Annotated in this window: 13 protein-coding genes; 7 read left to right on the top strand and 6 right to left on the bottom strand. The window is 72.1% G+C overall.

From position 1 onward, the window contains the following. Positions 1-54: 54 nt before the first annotated feature. Positions 55-957: a protocatechuate 3,4-dioxygenase gene (locus tag WME95_RS38490; RefSeq protein ID WP_437904288.1), complete on the bottom strand. Its 903-nt coding sequence runs from the start codon at positions 955-957 to the stop codon at positions 55-57. Next, positions 947-1,297, bottom strand: a complete 351-nt coding sequence (locus WME95_RS38485; protein WP_437904287.1) for a hypothetical protein — start codon at positions 1,295-1,297, stop codon at positions 947-949. Before WME95_RS38485 ends, WME95_RS38490 begins: the two co-directional genes overlap by 11 nt. A gap of 416 nt (positions 1,298-1,713) precedes the next feature. Here WME95_RS38485 and WME95_RS38480 point away from each other — a divergent pair, with 416 nt between their 5' ends. Both WME95_RS38480 and WME95_RS38475 read left to right on the top strand, forming a co-directional pair. Further along, complete coding sequence (locus WME95_RS38480; RefSeq protein ID WP_437904285.1) at positions 1,714-2,121, top strand: response regulator; 408 nt, start codon at positions 1,714-1,716, stop codon at positions 2,119-2,121. A 63-nt stretch (positions 2,122-2,184) separates the two neighbouring features. Next, a complete protein-coding gene (locus WME95_RS38475; RefSeq protein ID WP_437544890.1) occupies positions 2,185-3,081 on the top strand; it encodes a dienelactone hydrolase family protein in 897 nt (298 codons plus the stop codon). A gap of 58 nt (positions 3,082-3,139) precedes the next feature. Here WME95_RS38475 and WME95_RS38470 read toward each other — a convergent pair whose 3' ends face one another. The 3 genes from WME95_RS38470 to WME95_RS38460 form a co-directional block, all read right to left on the bottom strand. Continuing rightward, a complete protein-coding gene (locus WME95_RS38470) occupies positions 3,140-4,000 on the bottom strand; it encodes a Uma2 family endonuclease (protein ID WP_437904284.1) in 861 nt (286 codons plus the stop codon). A gap of 124 nt (positions 4,001-4,124) precedes the next feature. Continuing rightward, positions 4,125-5,375, bottom strand: a complete 1,251-nt coding sequence (locus WME95_RS38465; protein WP_437904283.1) for a hypothetical protein — start codon at positions 5,373-5,375, stop codon at positions 4,125-4,127. Then, positions 5,372-9,685 carry a VIT domain-containing protein gene (locus WME95_RS38460; protein WP_437904282.1) on the bottom strand — a complete coding sequence of 1,438 codons (4,314 nt, stop codon included), beginning with the start codon at positions 9,683-9,685 and terminating at the stop codon, positions 5,372-5,374. The genes WME95_RS38465 and WME95_RS38460 overlap by 4 nt, the downstream gene beginning before the upstream one ends. A 247-nt stretch (positions 9,686-9,932) precedes the next feature. Between WME95_RS38460 and WME95_RS38455 the strand changes: the two genes are divergently transcribed. The 5 genes from WME95_RS38455 to WME95_RS38435 all read left to right on the top strand — a co-directional run bounded on the left by WME95_RS38455 (position 9,933) and on the right by WME95_RS38435 (position 16,865). Further along, positions 9,933-10,694 (top strand): hypothetical protein, encoded by a 762-nt coding sequence (locus WME95_RS38455; RefSeq protein ID WP_437904281.1) that lies wholly within the window; start codon positions 9,933-9,935, stop codon positions 10,692-10,694. 186 nt (positions 10,695-10,880) lie between these two features. Beyond that, complete coding sequence (locus tag WME95_RS38450; RefSeq protein WP_437904280.1) at positions 10,881-12,452, top strand: S28 family serine protease; 1,572 nt, start codon at positions 10,881-10,883, stop codon at positions 12,450-12,452. Between the two features lie 79 nt (positions 12,453-12,531). Beyond that, complete coding sequence (locus tag WME95_RS38445; protein WP_437904279.1) at positions 12,532-13,839, top strand: PH domain-containing protein; 1,308 nt, start codon at positions 12,532-12,534, stop codon at positions 13,837-13,839. Between the two features lie 380 nt (positions 13,840-14,219). Further along, positions 14,220-14,921, top strand: coding sequence for a thermonuclease family protein (locus WME95_RS38440; protein ID WP_437904278.1), 702 nt, complete (start codon positions 14,220-14,222; stop codon positions 14,919-14,921). 603 nt (positions 14,922-15,524) lie between these two features. After that, a complete protein-coding gene (locus tag WME95_RS38435; protein ID WP_437911071.1) occupies positions 15,525-16,865 on the top strand; it encodes a cytochrome B6 in 1,341 nt (446 codons plus the stop codon). A gap of 11 nt (positions 16,866-16,876) precedes the next feature. Here WME95_RS38435 and WME95_RS38430 read toward each other — a convergent pair whose 3' ends face one another. Next, positions 16,877-17,653 (bottom strand): TetR/AcrR family transcriptional regulator, encoded by a 777-nt coding sequence (locus WME95_RS38430; RefSeq protein WP_437904277.1) that lies wholly within the window; start codon positions 17,651-17,653, stop codon positions 16,877-16,879. Positions 17,654-17,662: the final 9 nt, after the last annotated feature.

Genomic DNA, 17,662 nt, shown 5'->3' with positions numbered 1-17,662 from the left:
CCCGGGTCGAGCCGGGGCGTGACGCACGGCCCCCTGGGCAGGACATCCGTGCGCTCAGGCATCGACGATGATGTTGAGAATGCTGGTGACCAGCCCCGAGGTGTACGTGGCCGGCATGATCACGTTGCCTGGCGGCGGATCGAGGCTGGACGCCGGGAGGTTCGCCGAGCGAGCCGCGTAGGCCGCCTCCTTCTCGAAGACCTCCGCGCTGAGGTCCGCGTCGAGATAGAGCTGCGTCGTGATCAGCCTGGTCGTGGCTCCGTTGATGCGAGCGACCATGTGGACGTGGACTGGCCGCCCCGCGTCCGACCCGGGATAGATCGACTTGAAGCCCACGATCCCGTTGCGATCCGAGAGCTGCACGCCGCGGCAGAACCGATCCTGGCTCTCCGGCGTGCGCTCGGCCGCGCCCGTGGACGGCGTGGAGGGGCGCTGATGCTCGAAGCCGCTGGTTTGCCCATCCGCGTCACAGTGCCAGAGGTAGACCTCGGCGTCGGGGATGGGCTCGTTGTTGCTCCGGGCGTCGAGCAGGCGGACATAGAGCCGGAGCTCGCAGCCGGGGTGGTCGTCCCGGATGTCGCTGCGAAACAGGCTGATGTCGTTCGGGATCTCGCTGTTGTCGATGAAGAACGGACCCCCGATGTCCTTGGCGGTCAGTCGGCAGCTGCCGGCGCCCTCGAAGATCGACGGATCCAGCGCGTCGGCGCCGCCGGCGCTGCTCGAGCTGGTGGCGAAGGGGCCGGCGGTGCGGCTGCCCTTGCTACCAGGGCCGCTCCACGTGCCCCCCCCGCCGCCGGTGCCGCTCCCGCTCAGGTCGCCGCCCCTCTCGTCGTCCTCCCTGCAGGACACGAGTACGGGCCTTGTGATGGCGAATGCCCCGAGCTTGACGAGGGGCTGCCGACGGTTGAAGACCCAGTCGAGCAGCTCTCGCGGCACGGCTCCTTGGCTATTGCGCATACAACGGTCTCCTTCGATGCGTCGCTGAGCCGACCCGTGCAACCACCCTGGCTTGACCGGACAGGGAGCGGCGTCCCGCCCCGGCGCTGCCCATGCCGGCGCCGTGGCTGACGGTGGGGCCGTTGTCGACGCCGCCAGCGCCGCTGGTCGCCGAGGAGGCGCTCGTCGACGCCGCGTCATCGGGGGCCTCATCGCTGTTCCCGGTCTCGGACTGGCACGCCACCATGACGAGCGACGGGATGAGCGCGCCGAGGAGGGGTCGGGGAGCACGGGGACCGAAGCTGCCCGAGGACAGGCTGCCCCACCCGCTGTTCACGGTGAGACAGTGCTTCAAGGACATACGGGCTTGGCCCTCCTAAGTAAGAACCGGGCGACGCGCCGAGGTGCGCGGTAGCGGAGCGACGTACCGCGAATGAGAAGCTCTCGCCCCGTCCAGCTCTATCGTGGCCGAGCCAGGGCTCTCATCGAAGCAGCTCTGGTGAAAAAATGCAGTGCGCGCGGTGCGCACAAGGTTTCCTGTGTGACTCAGACGAATTCCCGGAACGCGCCGATGTGATCACGGCACGGGTTCGAGGAGGGGCCAGGTCGGTCCTCGGAGGCCGCCGCGGGGCACCTGACCAGCGCGCAGCCGGGCCTGGAGGGCTCAGGGGCGCCGCCGGGGACGCGCTCTCCTGTCGGAAGGCCGACAAACGCTTCCGATTTTGCCGTTTGTGGTGTACTAGGCGCCCCCTCGAGAGCTCGAGCCGGACCCGCCGCATGACCCGCATCCTCCTCATCGACGATTCCGCCGCGATGCGGACGTACATGCGAGCCGCGCTGGAGGGGGCGTCAGAGCTCGGGCCGGCGGTCGAGGTCGCCGAGGCGGCGAGCGGGTTCGAGGCGCTCCGGCGGATGCACGGGGGCGCCTACGACGCGGTGATCCTCGACATCCACCTGCCGGACATCGACGGCCTCGAGCTCATCCGTTTCATCCGGCAGAGCCGGCACCATCGCGACGTCGCGGTCGTCATCGTGTCGTCGATGTCCTCGCCGCGCGAGCGGGAGCGGGCGTTCCGGCTCGGCGCCCATGCGTTCGTCGCCAAGCCGTTCGCCCCGGATACGCTGGTGGCCGCCGTCCGGCGGGGGGTCGCGTCGAGCCAGCTGGGCCTGCGCGTCGCGACGTAAGCGGGCGCGACGCCTCGCGGCGAGGCTTCCGGCGCGCCGCTCCGAGCTGGTAGGGTGCGGGCCATGACGCTCCTGTCCCACCTGCGCCGCTTCCGCGTGGCTGCGTCGCTGGCGCTGCTCGCCGCGACCGCCTGCTCTGCCTCGTCTCCCGCGCCCCGCGTCGAGCCGCCGCCCGCGGCCGCCGCGCCGGCGTCGTCCGGCGCGCCAGGTGAAGTCGGCCCGACCGGGCTGCTCTCGGAGGAGGACTTCAAGGCCCTCCACGAGCTCAGGGCGGACAAGGCCCCGCCCGCGCGAGGACAGACGGTCGAGGTGGCTGGCACGAAGGCGTACCTGAGCCTGCCGCGGGACGCGAAGCCGCCGATCGCGGGCGTCGTCGTCATCCACGAGTGGTGGGGCCTGAACGAGCACATCAAGCACTGGACCGATCGCCTCGCGGAGGACGGGTATGCGGCGCTCGCCGTGGACCTCTACGGCGGCAAGGTCGCGACCACGCCGGACGACGCGATGGCGGCGATGAAGGCGGTCGACGAGGCGAAGGGGATCGAGGTCGTGCGCGCGGCGCACCGCTTCCTCACGACGGACGCGCGCGTCCTCGCGCCGCGCACGGCCTCGATCGGGTGGTGCTTCGGCGGCGCGTGGTCGCTCAAGCTCGCGCTGAACGAGCCCGAGCTCGACGCGGCCGTGATCTACTACGGCCGGCTCGTCACCGACCCCGCGCAGCTCAAGGCGATCAAGGCGCCCGTGCTCGGCATCTTCGGCAACCAGGACAAGGGCATCCCGCCCGAGGTCGTCAACGACTTCGACAAGGCGCTCCACGACGCGGGCATCGAGCACGAGGTGCTCCGGTACGACGCCGACCACGCCTTCGCGAACCCGTCGGGAGAGCGGTACAACACGAAGGCCGCGGCGGACGCGTGGGAGAAGGCGCGGCGGTTCCTGGCGGCGAAGCTGAAGGGGTGATGAGCGGCGTGGCTGGCGAGGAGGGCTCAGGCGGCCATCCCCCTCGCCGGCCAGGCGCTCAGCGCGACTTGAGCCGCTCGATCTCCGCGCGCGCCTGCGCCAGCTGCCTCTCTGTCTCCTCGCGCAGGCGCTGCTCCTCCTCGCGCAGGCGCCGCTCCCTGTCGAGCTCCGCGGCCAGCTCCTCGGCGATGCGCTGCGCGTCCTCCTGGTGGGAGATGACCTGATCGAGCATCCCGCCAAGGCGGGCGATCATCTCGTCCGCGTCCTCGAGAGGGGCGTTGCCCGCGAAGAAGCGGAGGCGCGGGCCGTCGAGCAGCAGATCGAGGCCGAGCACCTCGGAGGCGAACCGGCCAGCCTGAGGCACGATGCGCTGGTAGGCGCGCGGGCGTGAGGGATCGCTTTCCTGTGCCGCGGCCGCGGGCAGCCTGTAGGCGTGCAGGCGCAGGCGGGCGCGGTCGAAGAGGAAGTACTCGTGGATGCCGAGCCGGGCGTAGCGGTCGACGTTGAGCTTGTGATCCTTCGTGCGGCTGCCGGCGACGTGGACCTCGATCACGAGATCGAGCCCCTTGCCCTCGTGGTCGACCACCCACCGCATGCGCTCGTGGGGCTCGACGTCGACCACGGCGAGAAGATCGGGCGCGAACCGCGGCTCGCCTGGATAGAAGACGGCGAGCTCGGAAGAGAGGTAGATCTTGCGGGCGGTGCGGCGAAAGAAGCCGTCCAGGGCGTCCAGCGCGTCGCGCTTCGCCTTGCGGTGCGCGTCTCCCTCGGGAGGCATGAGCTCCAGCGGGACCTCGGCAGGGAGCATGTCGACGACGCGCGCGCGCTCGGCCGGGGTCATCCGCGCCCACTGCTCGCTCGTCGGCGCGCGGGGGTCGGCAGGGTCGAAGAGATAACCGGCAGGGAGGGCCTGAACCACACGCAAAGCCTAGCTCAACCGACCTCGCTCGGGGAGGCTCCCAGGGCGCCGCGCGCCAAGGGCACCCCTTACGGCCAGGCATCGTTTTGCGTGTGATTTTCAGGGGCGGCCGTCGCTCATCGCCTCAACGGAGCTCGCGCAGCGCTGCGATGAGCTCCGCCAGCGACGTCGTGTCGCTCCGATCGAGCGCCCCCGATCCCGCGGCGAGCGCCTCGGCGAGCGCGCGCGAGCCCCCGGCCTCCGGCGCGGCGGCGGCGACGGCCGACTCGGCGCGCGCTATCTCCGTCACGAGCGCGCCGATCGCCGCCGGGTCGATCTCCGCCGCCCTCGCCGTCGCGGAGAGCGCGCCCGCGGCGCTCTCGACCTGCTCGACGGAGGCGCGCGCCGAAGCGTGCAGCTCCGCCAGGCGCAGCCGCTCGAGCAGCGCGCCGTAGGCCGACTCCATCGCGGTGAGCTCGCGCAACGCGAGCGCCGCCGGGCCCTCCGCTCCCTCTGGACCGGTCGCACCGTCTTCGCCGGGCGCGCCCGGCGCGCGCCGCTCCGCGATCTCCACGACCTCGGCGCGCGCCGCCCGCACCTCGCCGAGGAACGCCTCGATCGACGCCGCCGCCGGGGCGAGCGCGCCCGCGCCCAGGGTCGCGAGCGCCTGCGTCGCCTCGCGCGGCCGCCGCCGCAGCAGCCGCCGGAGCGGCGCGTTGCATGCGATCCGCAGCGCCGCGGCCTCCGCGGCGGCGAGCACCCGCTGGCCCATCGACAGCTTCAGCGCGGCCTCGTCGCACGCGCGCGCGAGGTCCTCGGCGAGCGCGCTCGCCTCCGGTCGCTCCTCCGACTGCGGCCCGTCCTGCGCGCCGGCGCGCTTCGCCTCGAGCGCGGCGCGCGCGCCGGCCAGCGAGCCCACCGCGGCGCGCAGCCGCGCGACGGCGTCGTCGGCCGCCGCCGTCTCGGCGGCGAGGTCGTCTCCCTCGGCGTACGCGCGCTGGCTCGCCGCGAGCAGCCGGCGCCGCTCGTCGCCGGCCCGCAGCGCCGCGGCGCTCCGGCGGGCCTGCGCCGCCCCGAGCGCCGCCGCGGCGCGCGCGCCGAAGGTCCACGCGCACGCCGCGGTCGCCCCGATCGCGGCCGCGGCGGCGATCCCCACGGCGGCCGTCGGGACGGTCGCGCCCGCGCCCGCGCCCACGCGCAGCCCGACCATCCCGGCCGCGAGCGCGCAGGCCGCCGCGCCCGTGCCGACCGCGCGCGCGCCGCGCCGGCGCGGCGCGGCCTCGAGCGCCGTCACGCCGAGGTAGGCCACCGAGCCGAGCGCCACGAGCAGCAGGACGAGCGCCAGCGGCGACGTCAGCGTGACGAGGAGCCAGCCGAGCAGCGAGACGTCGATCATGGCAGCGCGCCGCTCGCCAGCGTGACCTCCCGGTCCTTCGCGCCGATCGACCCCGGCGCGCTCGTCACCTGGAAGGACGCCCCGTCCCACACGATCGTCGTCACCACGAAGCGCACGTCCCTCCCCGGCGGATCGCTGCGGAACCGGACGCGCCACTCGAGGCGCGCGAGCTCCGAGGCGGGCAGCTGCACCGCCGCGAGCCCGACCGCCGGCGCGAAGGTGCCGTCGCCGAGCGCCGCGTCCACCTGGCCGTCCCGCGCCGCGAGGGCGAGCTCCGCGGCGTAGTCCTCCCAGAGCACGACGCGCAGCGCCCCGGGGCCGCTGAAGAGCTGGAGCTCCTTCAGCTTGCGGGCGAGGCTCTCGGCCTCGGCGCCGGCCGCAGGGGCCGCGCCGCCGCCCCCGGCGAGCAGCCGGCCGATGCGCGCCGCCGACAGGAGCCGCGCCCACGCGCGCGGATCGTCGGGCCCCGGCGTGCCCTCCGCGGCGGAGACCTTGCGCTGGATGCGGAGCGCCTCGTCGACGCGCCCGCTGCCCGCGGCCGCCGCGGCGAGCCGCAGCCAGCCCTGGGGCTCGGCCGGCGCGAGGTCCGTGAGCGTCGTGTACTGGCGGTACGCCGCCGCGTACCAGCCGTGCCGGAGGTAGACGTCGCCGAGCATCGCGCGCGACGCGGGGCTCGTCGGATCGAACTCGACGACCTCCGAGTACGTGCGCAGCGCGTCCGCCTCGAAGCCGCTCGACGCGAGCACGTCGCCGAGATCGAGCGCGAGCGCCGGGCTCATGAAGCCGCGGTCGCGCAGCCGCCGCCCGTAGGCGAGCGCCTCGTCCTTCCGGCCCGCCTCCGCGAGCAGGCGCACCCGCCGGATCTCCCCCTCCGGATCGTCGGGCCGCTCGGTGAGCGCCTGCCGCACCAGCGCGAGCCGATCGTCCACCGCCGGGATCGCCGCGAGCCGCTCGTCGAGGAGCGCCCAGCTCGCCCTGGGATCGACGCCCCCGAAGAGCGTGCGCCGCACCGCCGCAGAGATCGCCGGGTCCACGCTCCGCCTGAGGAGCGCGTGCGCGATGAACCGCTGCGCCTCGGGCTCGCCGGCGAACCGGGCGAGCAGCGCCTCGGCGCCGCCTTCCGTGGACACCCTCGCCTGGAGGAGCGAGAGGAGCGCGGCCCTCGAGCGCCAGTCCGGCAGCTCGCAGGTCGTGAGCGCGCCCTCGTAGCGCGCGATGAGCTGCTCGGCCGTCGTGGCGCGGGCGAGGCGCTTCGACCAGACGACGATGCGCTCGGCGAGCGGCCGCCGCGCGGTGTCGCTGCACGGCGCCATCGCGACCTGCGGGCGCCTCGGCGGCGGGGAGGTCCGGGAAGCGGGGCGCACCGCCGGCGGTGCCTTGCGGGCCTGCCCCAGGCGCGGGCTGGCGTAGGACGGCGCGCTTGCTCCGCCGCCGCCCGACGCGGCCTTGAGCCCGAGCGCGCCGGCCGCGCGGAGCTCGGGCGGCTCGCCGGCCGCCGGTGCGCTCATGGGTGCAGCCAGCGGGCGGGGGGCGGCCGGCTGGTTCGCCGCGGCCTCCTGCTTCTGCCGCAGGGGCTCTTGCTCCGCCTCCTCGGCCGGGCGCGCCGCCTCGGGCGCGGGGGGCGGGGCCGCCAGCGTGGCGCTGGGCGCGGCGACGTCTCCCTTGGCGCTCTGGTCCCGCTCGTTGCCCTGCTCCGCGATCACCGGCGCCATCGCCAGCGCTGGCGCCGCCGCCTGCGCCCTCGCGCCGTGGCCGCCTTCTTTCGCCGAGCTCTCCTCGTAGGCCGCGCTCGGCTCGCTCCGCGAGCACCCGGCGGCGACGGCCGCGGAGGGCGGCGCGAGCAGCGCCGCGAGCTCGCGCTCTCGCTGGGGCGTGAGCGCCGTCAGCCGCTCGCCCCGGAGCGGCGAGCGCCGCCGCCGGATCCCCTGGTTCACGTAGGCCTGCTCGCTCTCGAGCGCCAGCGTGCTCGTGAACGGCGTGATCAGCCCGTAGTCGAGCCCGAGCTCGACCACCTTGCCCCGGTGCGCCTCGATGTCGTCGCCGTCCGCGAGCAGCCGCCGCATCTTCTCGGCCGCCCAGAAGCGGGGCACCAGCGCCGCGCCGACGCCCCGATCGAGCTCGATGGGGTGCTCGCGGGTGTACTCCTTCCCCGCGAGCCGCCCCTTCACGATCGCCTTCGTGGGCAGCGCGTGGTGCGTGCGCGCGAGCAGCACCACCTCCTCGCCGCGCGACACCTTGCCGCTCGCGGTGAGCATCGGCTCGTCGAGCCCTGCGCCGAGGTCGATCGCGAGATCGGTGATGGTCGGCGTCTTGATCGCGCCGGCGAGGCGCAGCACCTCGGACGTCGAGCCCTCGGCCTCGTCGATCCGGAACGCCTGTCCTCCCCCGGCGCGCGCGAGCTCGCGGAGCAGCGCGTGGTTCGAGTTCTCGCCGACGCCGACCGTGAAGAAGCGCGCGCGCGAGCCCGTGAGCGAGCGCCGGAGCCGCTCCGCGAGGCGCGCGCCCGTCACCTCGCCGCTCGTCGCGAGTCCGTCGCCGATGTAGATGACCGCCGGCTGTTCCTTGCCGTGCACCCGCCCGAGCGCCGACTCGAACAGCGCGCCGAGGTCGGTCGCGCCCCCCGTCGCGTGCTCGGCCAGCCGCGTGAGCGCGGCGGAGATCTCCTTGTCCGACGCCTCGGCCAGCCCGTCCTTCGGGTGAAGGACCGCCGGCGCCGAGTCGAGCGCGATCAGCGCGAAGTGGTCCGACGGCGACATCGCCCGCAGGATCGCCTCGGCGGCCGCCGCCTTCTGCTGGCGCGCCGACTCGTCGGCCGACGCCGACGTGTCCACCACGACGACCAGGTCGGCGGGCAGCTCCTTGAGCTCGGCCCAGTCCACGTCGGGCACGTACCTGGCCATCACGTAGTCCGCGCGGTCCTCGCCCGCGGCGAAGCGCGACACCCGCAGCGGCGACGGCTTCACCTTGACGGCGGCCTCGAGCTGGAAGTCCGCGCGCGGCTCGTAGCCGCTCCGCCGCATGCTCACCCGCCGCCCGCCGTCCTCGATCACCGCGTCGGCCAGCGTCGCGATCTCCAGCCCCTGACCGGCCTGGCCGAGATCCACGGAGAGGGAGAACTCGCCGATCTGCACGGGATCGCTCGCGCGCATCGGGTAAACGTAAGCAAGCTTACCTGACGGCGCGCTGAGCATCTCCACGTAGCGCAGCACGACGCGCCGGGAGCCGCTGGCGGGCACGGGGAAGATGCGGGCGCGGTAGCTGTGCCCGTCGACCCACTCGAGCAGGGCCGGCTCGTGGCCGGTCTGCACGGCGGTCTGGTACCGCTGCGCCGCTTCCTTCCGCTCGATGACCTCGCCCTCGACGAGCACGCCGTTCGTCTCCACGGCGAACGAGCTCACGATCGCCCGCTCGGGCACGGTGAACCAGTACCAGCCCTCGACCTGGCGTCCGCCCGGGTTCGAGAAGGTCTGGTCCACCTCGGTCTCGGCGATGCCGTCGCGCAGGACGGCCCGCACGGCTTGCCGGCTGATCTCGAGCGTGCGCGCCTGTGTCCCGGGGGCGCCCTGCAGGTCGACGCCGTAGATCCGCCCGGCTCCGCTGCCTTCGCCTGCGAGCGGCCGGTGGTCGCCCATGCCGCCGGTCCAGTCCTCCCAGTAGGCGAGCGGCGCCACCTTGGGTGCGGCGCCGCCGGCGACCGTCGCCTGCTCCCCTGCGTGCACCTCGACGCGCCCGCCGGGGGCCGCGACGACGGCGAGCCCGCGCGCCACGTACACGCTCACGGCGTCGCCCGAGCGCCTCATCGACAGGCCGGCGTCGGCCGCCGAGACGTTGACGTCCCCGAGCGCGTGCGAGAGCCCGCTGCGCCCTTCGGGCGGCGCGTCGAGCCAGACCTCGCCCTGGGCGATCGAGAGCCCCTCTGCGCGGAGCGCGATCTCCGAGTCTGCGCGGAGGAACACCGCCGAGCCGTCGGCGAGCCGGACGAGCGCCCGCGCGCCCTTTCCGGTCGCGAGCTTCGCCCCGACCGGGACCGGGATCCCGGACACCACGGTCGACTTCCTTTCGCCCTGAGCGTTCGCCGCGAGCGTGACCTCCCCCGAGGACAGCTCGAGCCGCGCGCCGATGGCGCTGGTCTTCTCGGGCTTCGTCTCGTGGGTCAAGACGAGCGCGGTCACGCTGGCGGCCAGCGCGAGCGCCCCGAGCGCCAGCCGGAAGCGCAGGCCGCGCCTGCGCCGCGCAAGCTCGGCCCCCGCCCTTGCTGCGCCCTCTTCTGCCGGCGTCTCGGCCGGCTCTATCTGTTCGTGCGACGACATCCAAGACCTCCTCGCCGCGGTGGCCCTCGCCCCCGGGAGCCCTGCGCGGGGCCGCATGCAGACGTCTCATGCCCCCCGGCGATCTACGAAGCGATCGCGCTGGTCATCGTAACGGGAAAGCGCGGAGGAAGCGTAGCCCCAAGCCGGAGCGGGACGGCGAGGGGCGCGCATCCGGCTGCCGCCTGCTGTGGGGACGATCTGCGAGCCGCCCAGACGGCAAGAGAGCAAGAGAAGAGGAGAAGAAGAGTTGAACGCCAAGACGCCAAAAGACGTCAAGAGAAGAGAAAAAGCTCGTGAAGGCGCCAGGGGAAGTTTGCAACGCCAGCGCGCCAAGGGAGCGAAGGAGGAGAATGTTCTCTCTCGCATTTGGCGTCTTCTGGTCTCTCTTGGCGTCTTTTGGCGTTCGATTCTTCCTCTCCATCCGACCGGCGCTTCAGGTCATCTCGCGCCCCGCGGGCCAGGCGCGGCGGGTCGCGTTGTGCTCCGCATGGAAGCTCTCTATGCTCTGTCCATGCAATGGACACATCGATTGCTTGTGATTTCCGTCGTGAGCTGTCTCGGCTGTGAAACGAGCGGCCCCGAGGAAGGCGTCAGCGCCGGCGGCACGGATGTTCCGGACGTCTCGGGCGGCACTGGAGGCTGGGATGACGCCCGGGACCCGGACTTTGGCGCCGGGATCATCCCTTCGGAGGGAGAGTTCGATCCCATCCCGCTCGAGGGCCTCACGCCCTGCGCAGAGCGTCCGGTGTTTTGCGAAGCTGGAAACACCTCTGAAGACGTTGCGACGGAGCGCCTGCTGGAGATCGGCGAGGATTGCGTCATCGCCACGAACTTTCCGTGCGGCGCTGGGTTAGCGGCCAAGTTCGATGAGATGGGCTGTGCGGTAGGGATACAGGATCCTGACATCGACGCGAGAGCAATGTCCTGCGTCATCGAGGCCGTCACGGCGGAGCGATGGGCTTGCGCCACGGGCATGATCGTGCGCGCGGGCGCCTGGACTTGTGAATAACCGGCGCTCGCCTCGACACGCCACCCAGGGCCGCCAACGCCCAAGAGCGGGGTCAAGCAAGTCGAGCCGCCACGGTGATCCGGACGCATGATCCGGGATGGCTCACCCGCAACGTGGAAATCTTGCTGCGCTACGCCGTTCCGGACGCTGATCGGGCACGCTGCCGCCACGATGGCCGACCGGGCGATGCAGAACAGCAGGGCGGCCTTCTTGATATCGCTCGCGCTGGCGGCCGTCGCCGCCTGCGGAGACGACGGCAGCGGAGAGGCGAGCGCCTCGACGACATCTTCCGCGAGCTCGGGCACAAGCGCGAGCGCCGGGACCGGCGGCGGCTCGACCGGCGAGGGCGGCGCGACCGACGGCGGTGGCGGCAGCGGCGGCGCAACGGACGGCAGCAGCGGCGTGACAGGTGGCGGCGGCGCTGGCGGCGTGGGCGGGTCGGCCGGCGGCGGCGGCGCGGCGGTGGAACTCCTGGATCAGCTGCGCGCGCTCGACGTCGCCGTGGTCACGGAAGAGGCGTCCAAGATCCCCGGCTATCGGTTCTTCGTCATCGAGCTCGAACAGCCTGTCGATCACGATGCCCCGGGCGGCGAGCGCTTCCGGCAGCGGCTCGCGCTGCACCACCGCGACTCGAGCGCGCCGCTCGTGCTCGCCGCGACCGGCTACTCGTTGTTTCTCCCCGAGCAGTACATCGAAGAGCCCACCGCGCTCTTGAACGCAAACCAGATCTACGTCGAGCACCGGTTCTTCACGCCGTCACGCCCGGAGCCGGCGGATTGGACCAAGATGACGATCGAAGCGGCGGCCGCCGATCACCACCGCGTCGTCGAAGCGTTCCGCACGATCTACACCGGGAGATGGATCTCCACGGGGGCGAGCAAGGGGGGAATGACCTCCGTCTACCATCGTCGTTTCTACCCCGATGACGTCGACGGCACGGTGGCCTATGTGACTCCGCTCAGCCACGGCGTGGAGGATCCACGCTACATCGATTTCCTGAACCAGGTTGGCGAGGCGGACTGCCGCGAGCGCATTACCGCGTTCCGGCGCGAGGTGCTGCTCAGGCGCCCGGCCATGCTCGAGCGCGCGGAGACGGAAGCGGACGCGCTGGGCTTGACCTACGACCTGTTCGGCGTGGAGGCGCAGCTCGAGAGCGCTGTGATATGGCTCCCATCCTACTTCTGGCTCTACTCGCACGAGGCCACCTGCGGCCAGATCCCGGATGTGTCGGCGTCCGACGACGACCTGTGGCTCGCCCTCGGCCAGATCTCTCCCGTGAGCGCCGGCGCCGATGCTGCGTATCTCGCCTTCGAGCCGTACTACTGGCAATGCTACACAGAGCTCGGCGCCCCCCTGCCCGACACCGCTGATATCGCTGACCTGCTCACGTTCGACTGGGGGTCGGTCGACCGCCTGCCGAGCATCCCCATCGAGCCGGAGTTCTCGCCTGCCGCGATGGAGGACGTCGCGCGCTGGGTCGCTACAGAGGGCAGCGAGCTCCTGTTCATCTACGGCGAGAACGACCCCTGGTCTGCCGGGGCCTTCGATCTCGGCGCGGCGGTGGACTCGTATCGTTATTTCGCGCCGGGCGCCAACCACGGCGCGCACCTCGGCGGCCTCGCCCCGGCCGACAGGGAAGCCGCGGTGGCGACGCTCGCCCGGTGGGCGGGTGTGCAACGGTCGCTCATGACGGCGCAGCCCTTGCGCGCAGGCCTCCCCCGCTCTCCGCGCATGCCGCGCCCTCGATTCGCTCTCTGATCTCTTTGACCCCGGGTTACCCTCGACCGATGACCACCGCGGACCACGGGCAGCACCTCCTGGCGATGCGGCCGCAGCAATGAGCGAGGACGCTCCCGGGGCGGCTTCGCCCGAGCGACTTTGCAAGGTCGAGGTGCAGGACGCCCGCCGCGACAAGCGCCTCCTCGGGTCCGTGGTCGTCACATCGCTCGTCGGCACGTTCGCCGCTCCGTGGGGGCTGGCCGTGCTCGGGATGGAGAGGGCCTCGCTCTTCGCCGCGCTGATCGGCCTTGGCAGCTACTTCGCCAGCGCGCTGTCGTTCGCCGGCGCGGATCGCGGACCGGGCGAGCGCCGCCTCCGCGACGGCCGCGTGAAGATCGAGGGCGAGCGCCTGCTGATCGCGGAGGGAGCGAAGGAGAGCCGTCTGCCGCTCGCGCGCCTCGCCGGCGGCTGGACGGAGCGGACGCCGAACGGCCACGCCGCGGTGCTGTCGTTCTCGGATGGGCGCGTCGCCGCCGTCGAGCAGGCCTCGGAGGAGGAGGCGATCGACCTCTTGTCGCGGGCCGGGGCGGGGGCGCAGGCGCGCGCGGTGCGGATGCGCACGTACCGCGAGGACTCCAGCGGTCGCAAGATCGCCGGCTGTCTCCTGGCCATCTTCGTCCTGATCCTCGCCCCGGGGGTGCTGGCGTTGCTGATCCTGCTGTTCATGGCCATCGCGGAGTGGTCCATCGCGCCCCTCGGTCCGATGGTGGCAATGGGCGGGCTCGCGCCGCTCCTGGGCGTCGCGGCCTGGCTCTGGTCCAAGGTGACGCCGACCTGGGTGCATATCGGCACCGACGGGGTGATGGTCAAGGGCGCGTTCCGGCGGCGGTTCTTCCCGCACAGGGCCATCGTCCACGTCACTTTCACCCACGGGGGCGTTGGCGGCGCCTATCATTTCGTGAAGATCGGCCTGCGGGACGGAAGGTCGATCACCGTCCCGGCGGCCAGCCCCGCCGAGGCCACGGCGCTGATCGAGCGTATTCGGGCCGCTCAGGCCGCCGTCGCGATGCAGGATCGGGCGCGGCTGCTGGAGGTCATCGCGCGCAATGGCCGGCCGCTCGCCGAGTGGAAGAGAGCGCTGGGGTCGCTGGTGGCCAGGGCAGGCTACCGGACGGCGGGGAACGACCTCGAAGAGGTGCTGCGCATCGTCGAGGACGGTTCTGCGCCGCCGGAGCAGCGCGTCGCTGCGGCGCTCGCGGCGCGCCCGCACGGGGGCGAAGCGGTGGAGAAGCGGATCCGCGTCGCCGCCGAGGCGAGCGCCGAGCCGAAGCTGAGGCTGGCGCTGGAGAGGGTGTCCGCGGGGGAGGACGAGGAGGATTTGCTGGAGGAGATCGTCGCCGGCGACGCCCGGAAGGCGGCGGGATGAGCGGTGCTATGAAGAAGAATTGAACGCCAGAAGACGCCAAGAGACGCCAAAAGACGCCAAGAGAAGAGAAAAAAAGCTCGAGAAGGTGCCAGAAGAAGATTGCAACGGCAGCGCGCCAAGGGAGCAAAGAAGGAAAAATATTCTCTCTCGTCTTTTGGCGTCTTCTGGCGTCTCTTGGCGTCTTCTGGCGTCCAGATCTTCCTCTCTCCATCCGACGGCGCTTCAGGCCACCTCGCGCTCCCCGGGTCAGGCGCGGCGAGCGCTTTCCTAGGGCCAGGGCCCTCTCTATATCTTCATGGAACAGGCCGCCTGGCAGGGCGAACGTCCCTGCGATGCGCGAACGGCGGTCTCTGTGGGGCTATCCATCATAGGAGGGGGCGATGGCAGGATTGCTTCCGGAGTTCCGGAGGTTCATCGACTACGTGTCTCTTGTCGCCTGGAGGCGGGGGCCGCGCCGGGAGCTGCCGAGCGACAGGTTCCTCGCCGAGGTGGTGAGGACGGTCGACGGCGACACGCTCCGCGTGCGCGACGAGAACGGCGTGATCCATCCTGTCCGTATGCTCTCCATCGATACGCCGGAGACGCACTTCCTCGGCGCCTCGCAGGGTTACTGGGCCGAGTTGGCCGCCGAGCGGCTCTCCGAGCTGCTCCCCGACGGCGCCGAGGTCGAGATCCAGACGGACCAACAGCCGTTCGACGCCTATGGTCGCGTCCTCGGATACGTCCTGTCGCGCGGTCGGCTCATCAACCGGCAGATGCTGGAGGAGGGCCTTGCGACGACCTACATCGTCGCCCCGAACCTCCGTCATGCCCGGGAGCTCTCCGAGGCCGCGCGGCGGAGCTTCGCCGAGCGCCGCGGCATGTTCGGCGACGCCAGCGTCCTGCTCCCGTACGAGTTCCGGTGGAGGATGCGAGGCCAGTCGAGCGCGAAGCTCGTCGGCAGCCTGTCCCGAGGCGAGGTGGTCGATCTGGCGGAGCGGGAGCGGATCCCCGTCTGGGATCGGGTGTTCTTCTTCGACGCGAAGGACGTCAGGGCGCCGTTCTTCCGCGCCAGGCCGGAGCGGGACGAACAGGGCCGCTGAACGGATCGCCGCGGGGCGCGCGCTCTCGCCCCGGTCGCGCACGCGGCGCGGCGGGGCGCAAGCCATGATGCCACGGATCGTGGCAGTTTGCCTCGCGCGGCCCGCACATCGGCTGGACGGAGCCGCGCTCGTGAGCTCCGCGGGCACGGTGACCCGCGATGGCGCGAGGCGTGCTCGTTCGCCGATCCGAGCGAGGAGGCACGATCTCCCGCGCAAATTGCCCCGCTCCGCGCCTGATCAGGAACGGAGCGCACAGCGGGCGCACCCTTGGCACAGGAGTCGCCTGCGGGCGGAACTGCCCACGGCGCCTCGGCTGTGTGCCCGGCGAGCCGCCATTCGTGTGCACCGGGCGGGAGCTCCGCGCGCCGGGAGGCGGGGCGCTCGGCCAGCCATTTCTGACGACGTACCCCTCGTGAAGGAGCCGCTCGTATGCCTGTGAAGAGAATGGATATCACGTGCGTGGTCGCGTGCACTGCCGCGCTCTCGCTCGGCCTCGTGAACTGCGCCTCGACGCCGGGGGCGGTACATCTGGCGCCTGACAGCACGCGTGGCACGCCGCCGGGGACGCCCGAGGCGGTCGCGCCCACGGGCCCGAGGGCGCCCATGAACGCGTATCCGCCGCCCGGCCCCGCCACGCCGCGAACGAGCTACCTGCCGGTCGACGACAAGGAGCCGTTCGCCGCGCTGCTCGCCCGGATGAAGGCCGACAAACCCGCCGTGATGAAGCGCCACCAGACGCTGCTCGACGCGCGGTACGACCTGGCGAACCGCCCCGCGCCCGGGGTCACCATGTCGCGCGGAAAGCCCGTTCAGGGCGGTGTCCGTGTGAAGCTCGAGAAGGGGACGACGTGGGAATCGCTGGCCGCCCTCACGCCCGACGCCATCCGGGACCAGGGCCTCTGGCCGCAGGGCTTCCTGCCGCTGCCCCACCCGAACCAGCCGGAAGGCGGGATGCTCTTCCCGAAGCTCCAGATCGAGGAGCTGAAGCGCCAGACGGGCAGGGATCTCACGCGCTTCGATCTCGACTTCGATATCCCGGATCACCTCATCTCCGAGTTCCCGCCGCCGATCTACCTCACGACGCGGCCTGACCTGGGCGACGTCTCCAAGGGGCAGCTCGTCACGATCGACAACTTCTACGAGCTCTTCAACGGCATCCTGAACCCGAAGCAGCTCGAGGGGCTCCGCCTCCTCGTCACGCCGTTCCCGCAGATGCAGTTCAACGCGACCGCGGACCGGCGCTCGGAGAAGGCGAGCCTCGGCGTCGCCTGCTTCGACTGCCACGCGAACGGGCACACGAACAACGCGACCCACCTCGTGGGCGACATAAGGCCGCAGGAGTTCCGTCACCGGGTCGACACCCCGACGCTGCGCGGCGTGAACATCCAGCGCCTCTTCGGCTCGCAGCGCGCGCTCAAGACCGTCGAGGACTTCACCGAGTTCGAGCAGCGAGCGGCGTACTTCGACGGTGACATCGTCATCGCCGTGAAGAAGGGGATCAACATCCTGGACCGGGGGCACCAGGTGCACCCGATGGCCGAGTTCCAGGAGATCCTCGACTTCCCCCCGGCGCCGAAGCTCGCGTTGAACGGGCGCCTCGACCCCGCGAAGGCCACGCCGGAGGAGCTCCGCGGAGAGCAGATCTTCAACGGCAAGGGCCAGTGCGCGACGTGCCATGCCGCGCCGTACTACACGGACAACCTGATGCACAACCTGCGGGCGGAGCGCTTCTTCAAGCCCGTGCTCATCAACGGACGGATGGCGACGGCGGACGGCCCCATCAAGACCTTCCCGCTGCGCGGCATCAAGGACAGCCCTCCGTACCTGCACGACGGGCGCCTGCTCACGCTGGAGGACACCGTGGAGTTCTTCAACCTGGTGCTCGGCACGAAGCTGACGGCGCAAGAGAAGGCCGATCTCACGGCGTTCCTGCGCGTCCTTTAGGAAGGCCGCGGCTACCGCCGCTCGCGGGGGCCTTTTCCCGCCGCCGCGCCGCAGGAGAGGCGCGCGGCGATGCCGTCGAGCACGCAGTCGAGACCCCTGTCGAACGCGGCGTCGGCCGGCGGGTGGGTGGCGTCCTTGACCACCTTGGCGAGCGTCGGGAAGCGGCCGGTGGCGATCACCCGGCGGATGTACGCCTCCGACGCCCGCTGCCATTCGGTCTTATCCATGCCACTCGCGACCTCGGCGCGTAGCTCGTTCGCCTCGCTGCGCATGGCGCCGATCACGTACGCGTTGACGGTCCCGACCGCCATCATGACGGCATCGATGTCCTCGAAGCCCGGAGCGCCGCTCAGCGCGGCGAGCGAGGCCTCGAGGTGCGCCAGGGCGTTCGGGCCCAGATGGGGACGGCCTCCCAGCAGATCGATGAACCACCCGTGCTCCCTGGCGGCGCGACGGGTGCGGTGGGCGATCGTCCGGAGGGCCTCGCGCCAGCCGCCGGGGATCGGCCCCGCGGACGCCATCTCCCCGTACACCGCGTCCACCATGAGCTCGAGCAGCTCCTCCTTGGTGTCCAGGTAGCCGTAGAGGCGCATCGGGCCGGCGTCGAGCGATGCCCCGATCTTGCGCAGGGACACCGCGGCGAGGCCTTCCGCGTCGGCGAGCGCGATGGCCGCGCGCACGATCCGGTCTCTGCTCAGCGGCCCAGGAGCGGGACGGAGCGCCGGCTCCGGGCGGTCCCAGATGAGGGAGGCGCCGGTCGCGTGCGGTTTTTTCTGCCGTGCGGTCATCGCTCGTCT

The sequence above is a fragment of the Sorangium sp. So ce327 genome (genome assembly GCF_051530205.1).
In the GTDB taxonomy this organism is placed as follows: Bacteria; Myxococcota_A; Polyangia; order Polyangiales; family Polyangiaceae; genus Sorangium; species Sorangium cellulosum_B.
The sequence above is the reverse complement of the archived record's forward strand: the minus strand, read 5'-3'. Positions and strand labels throughout refer to the sequence as shown.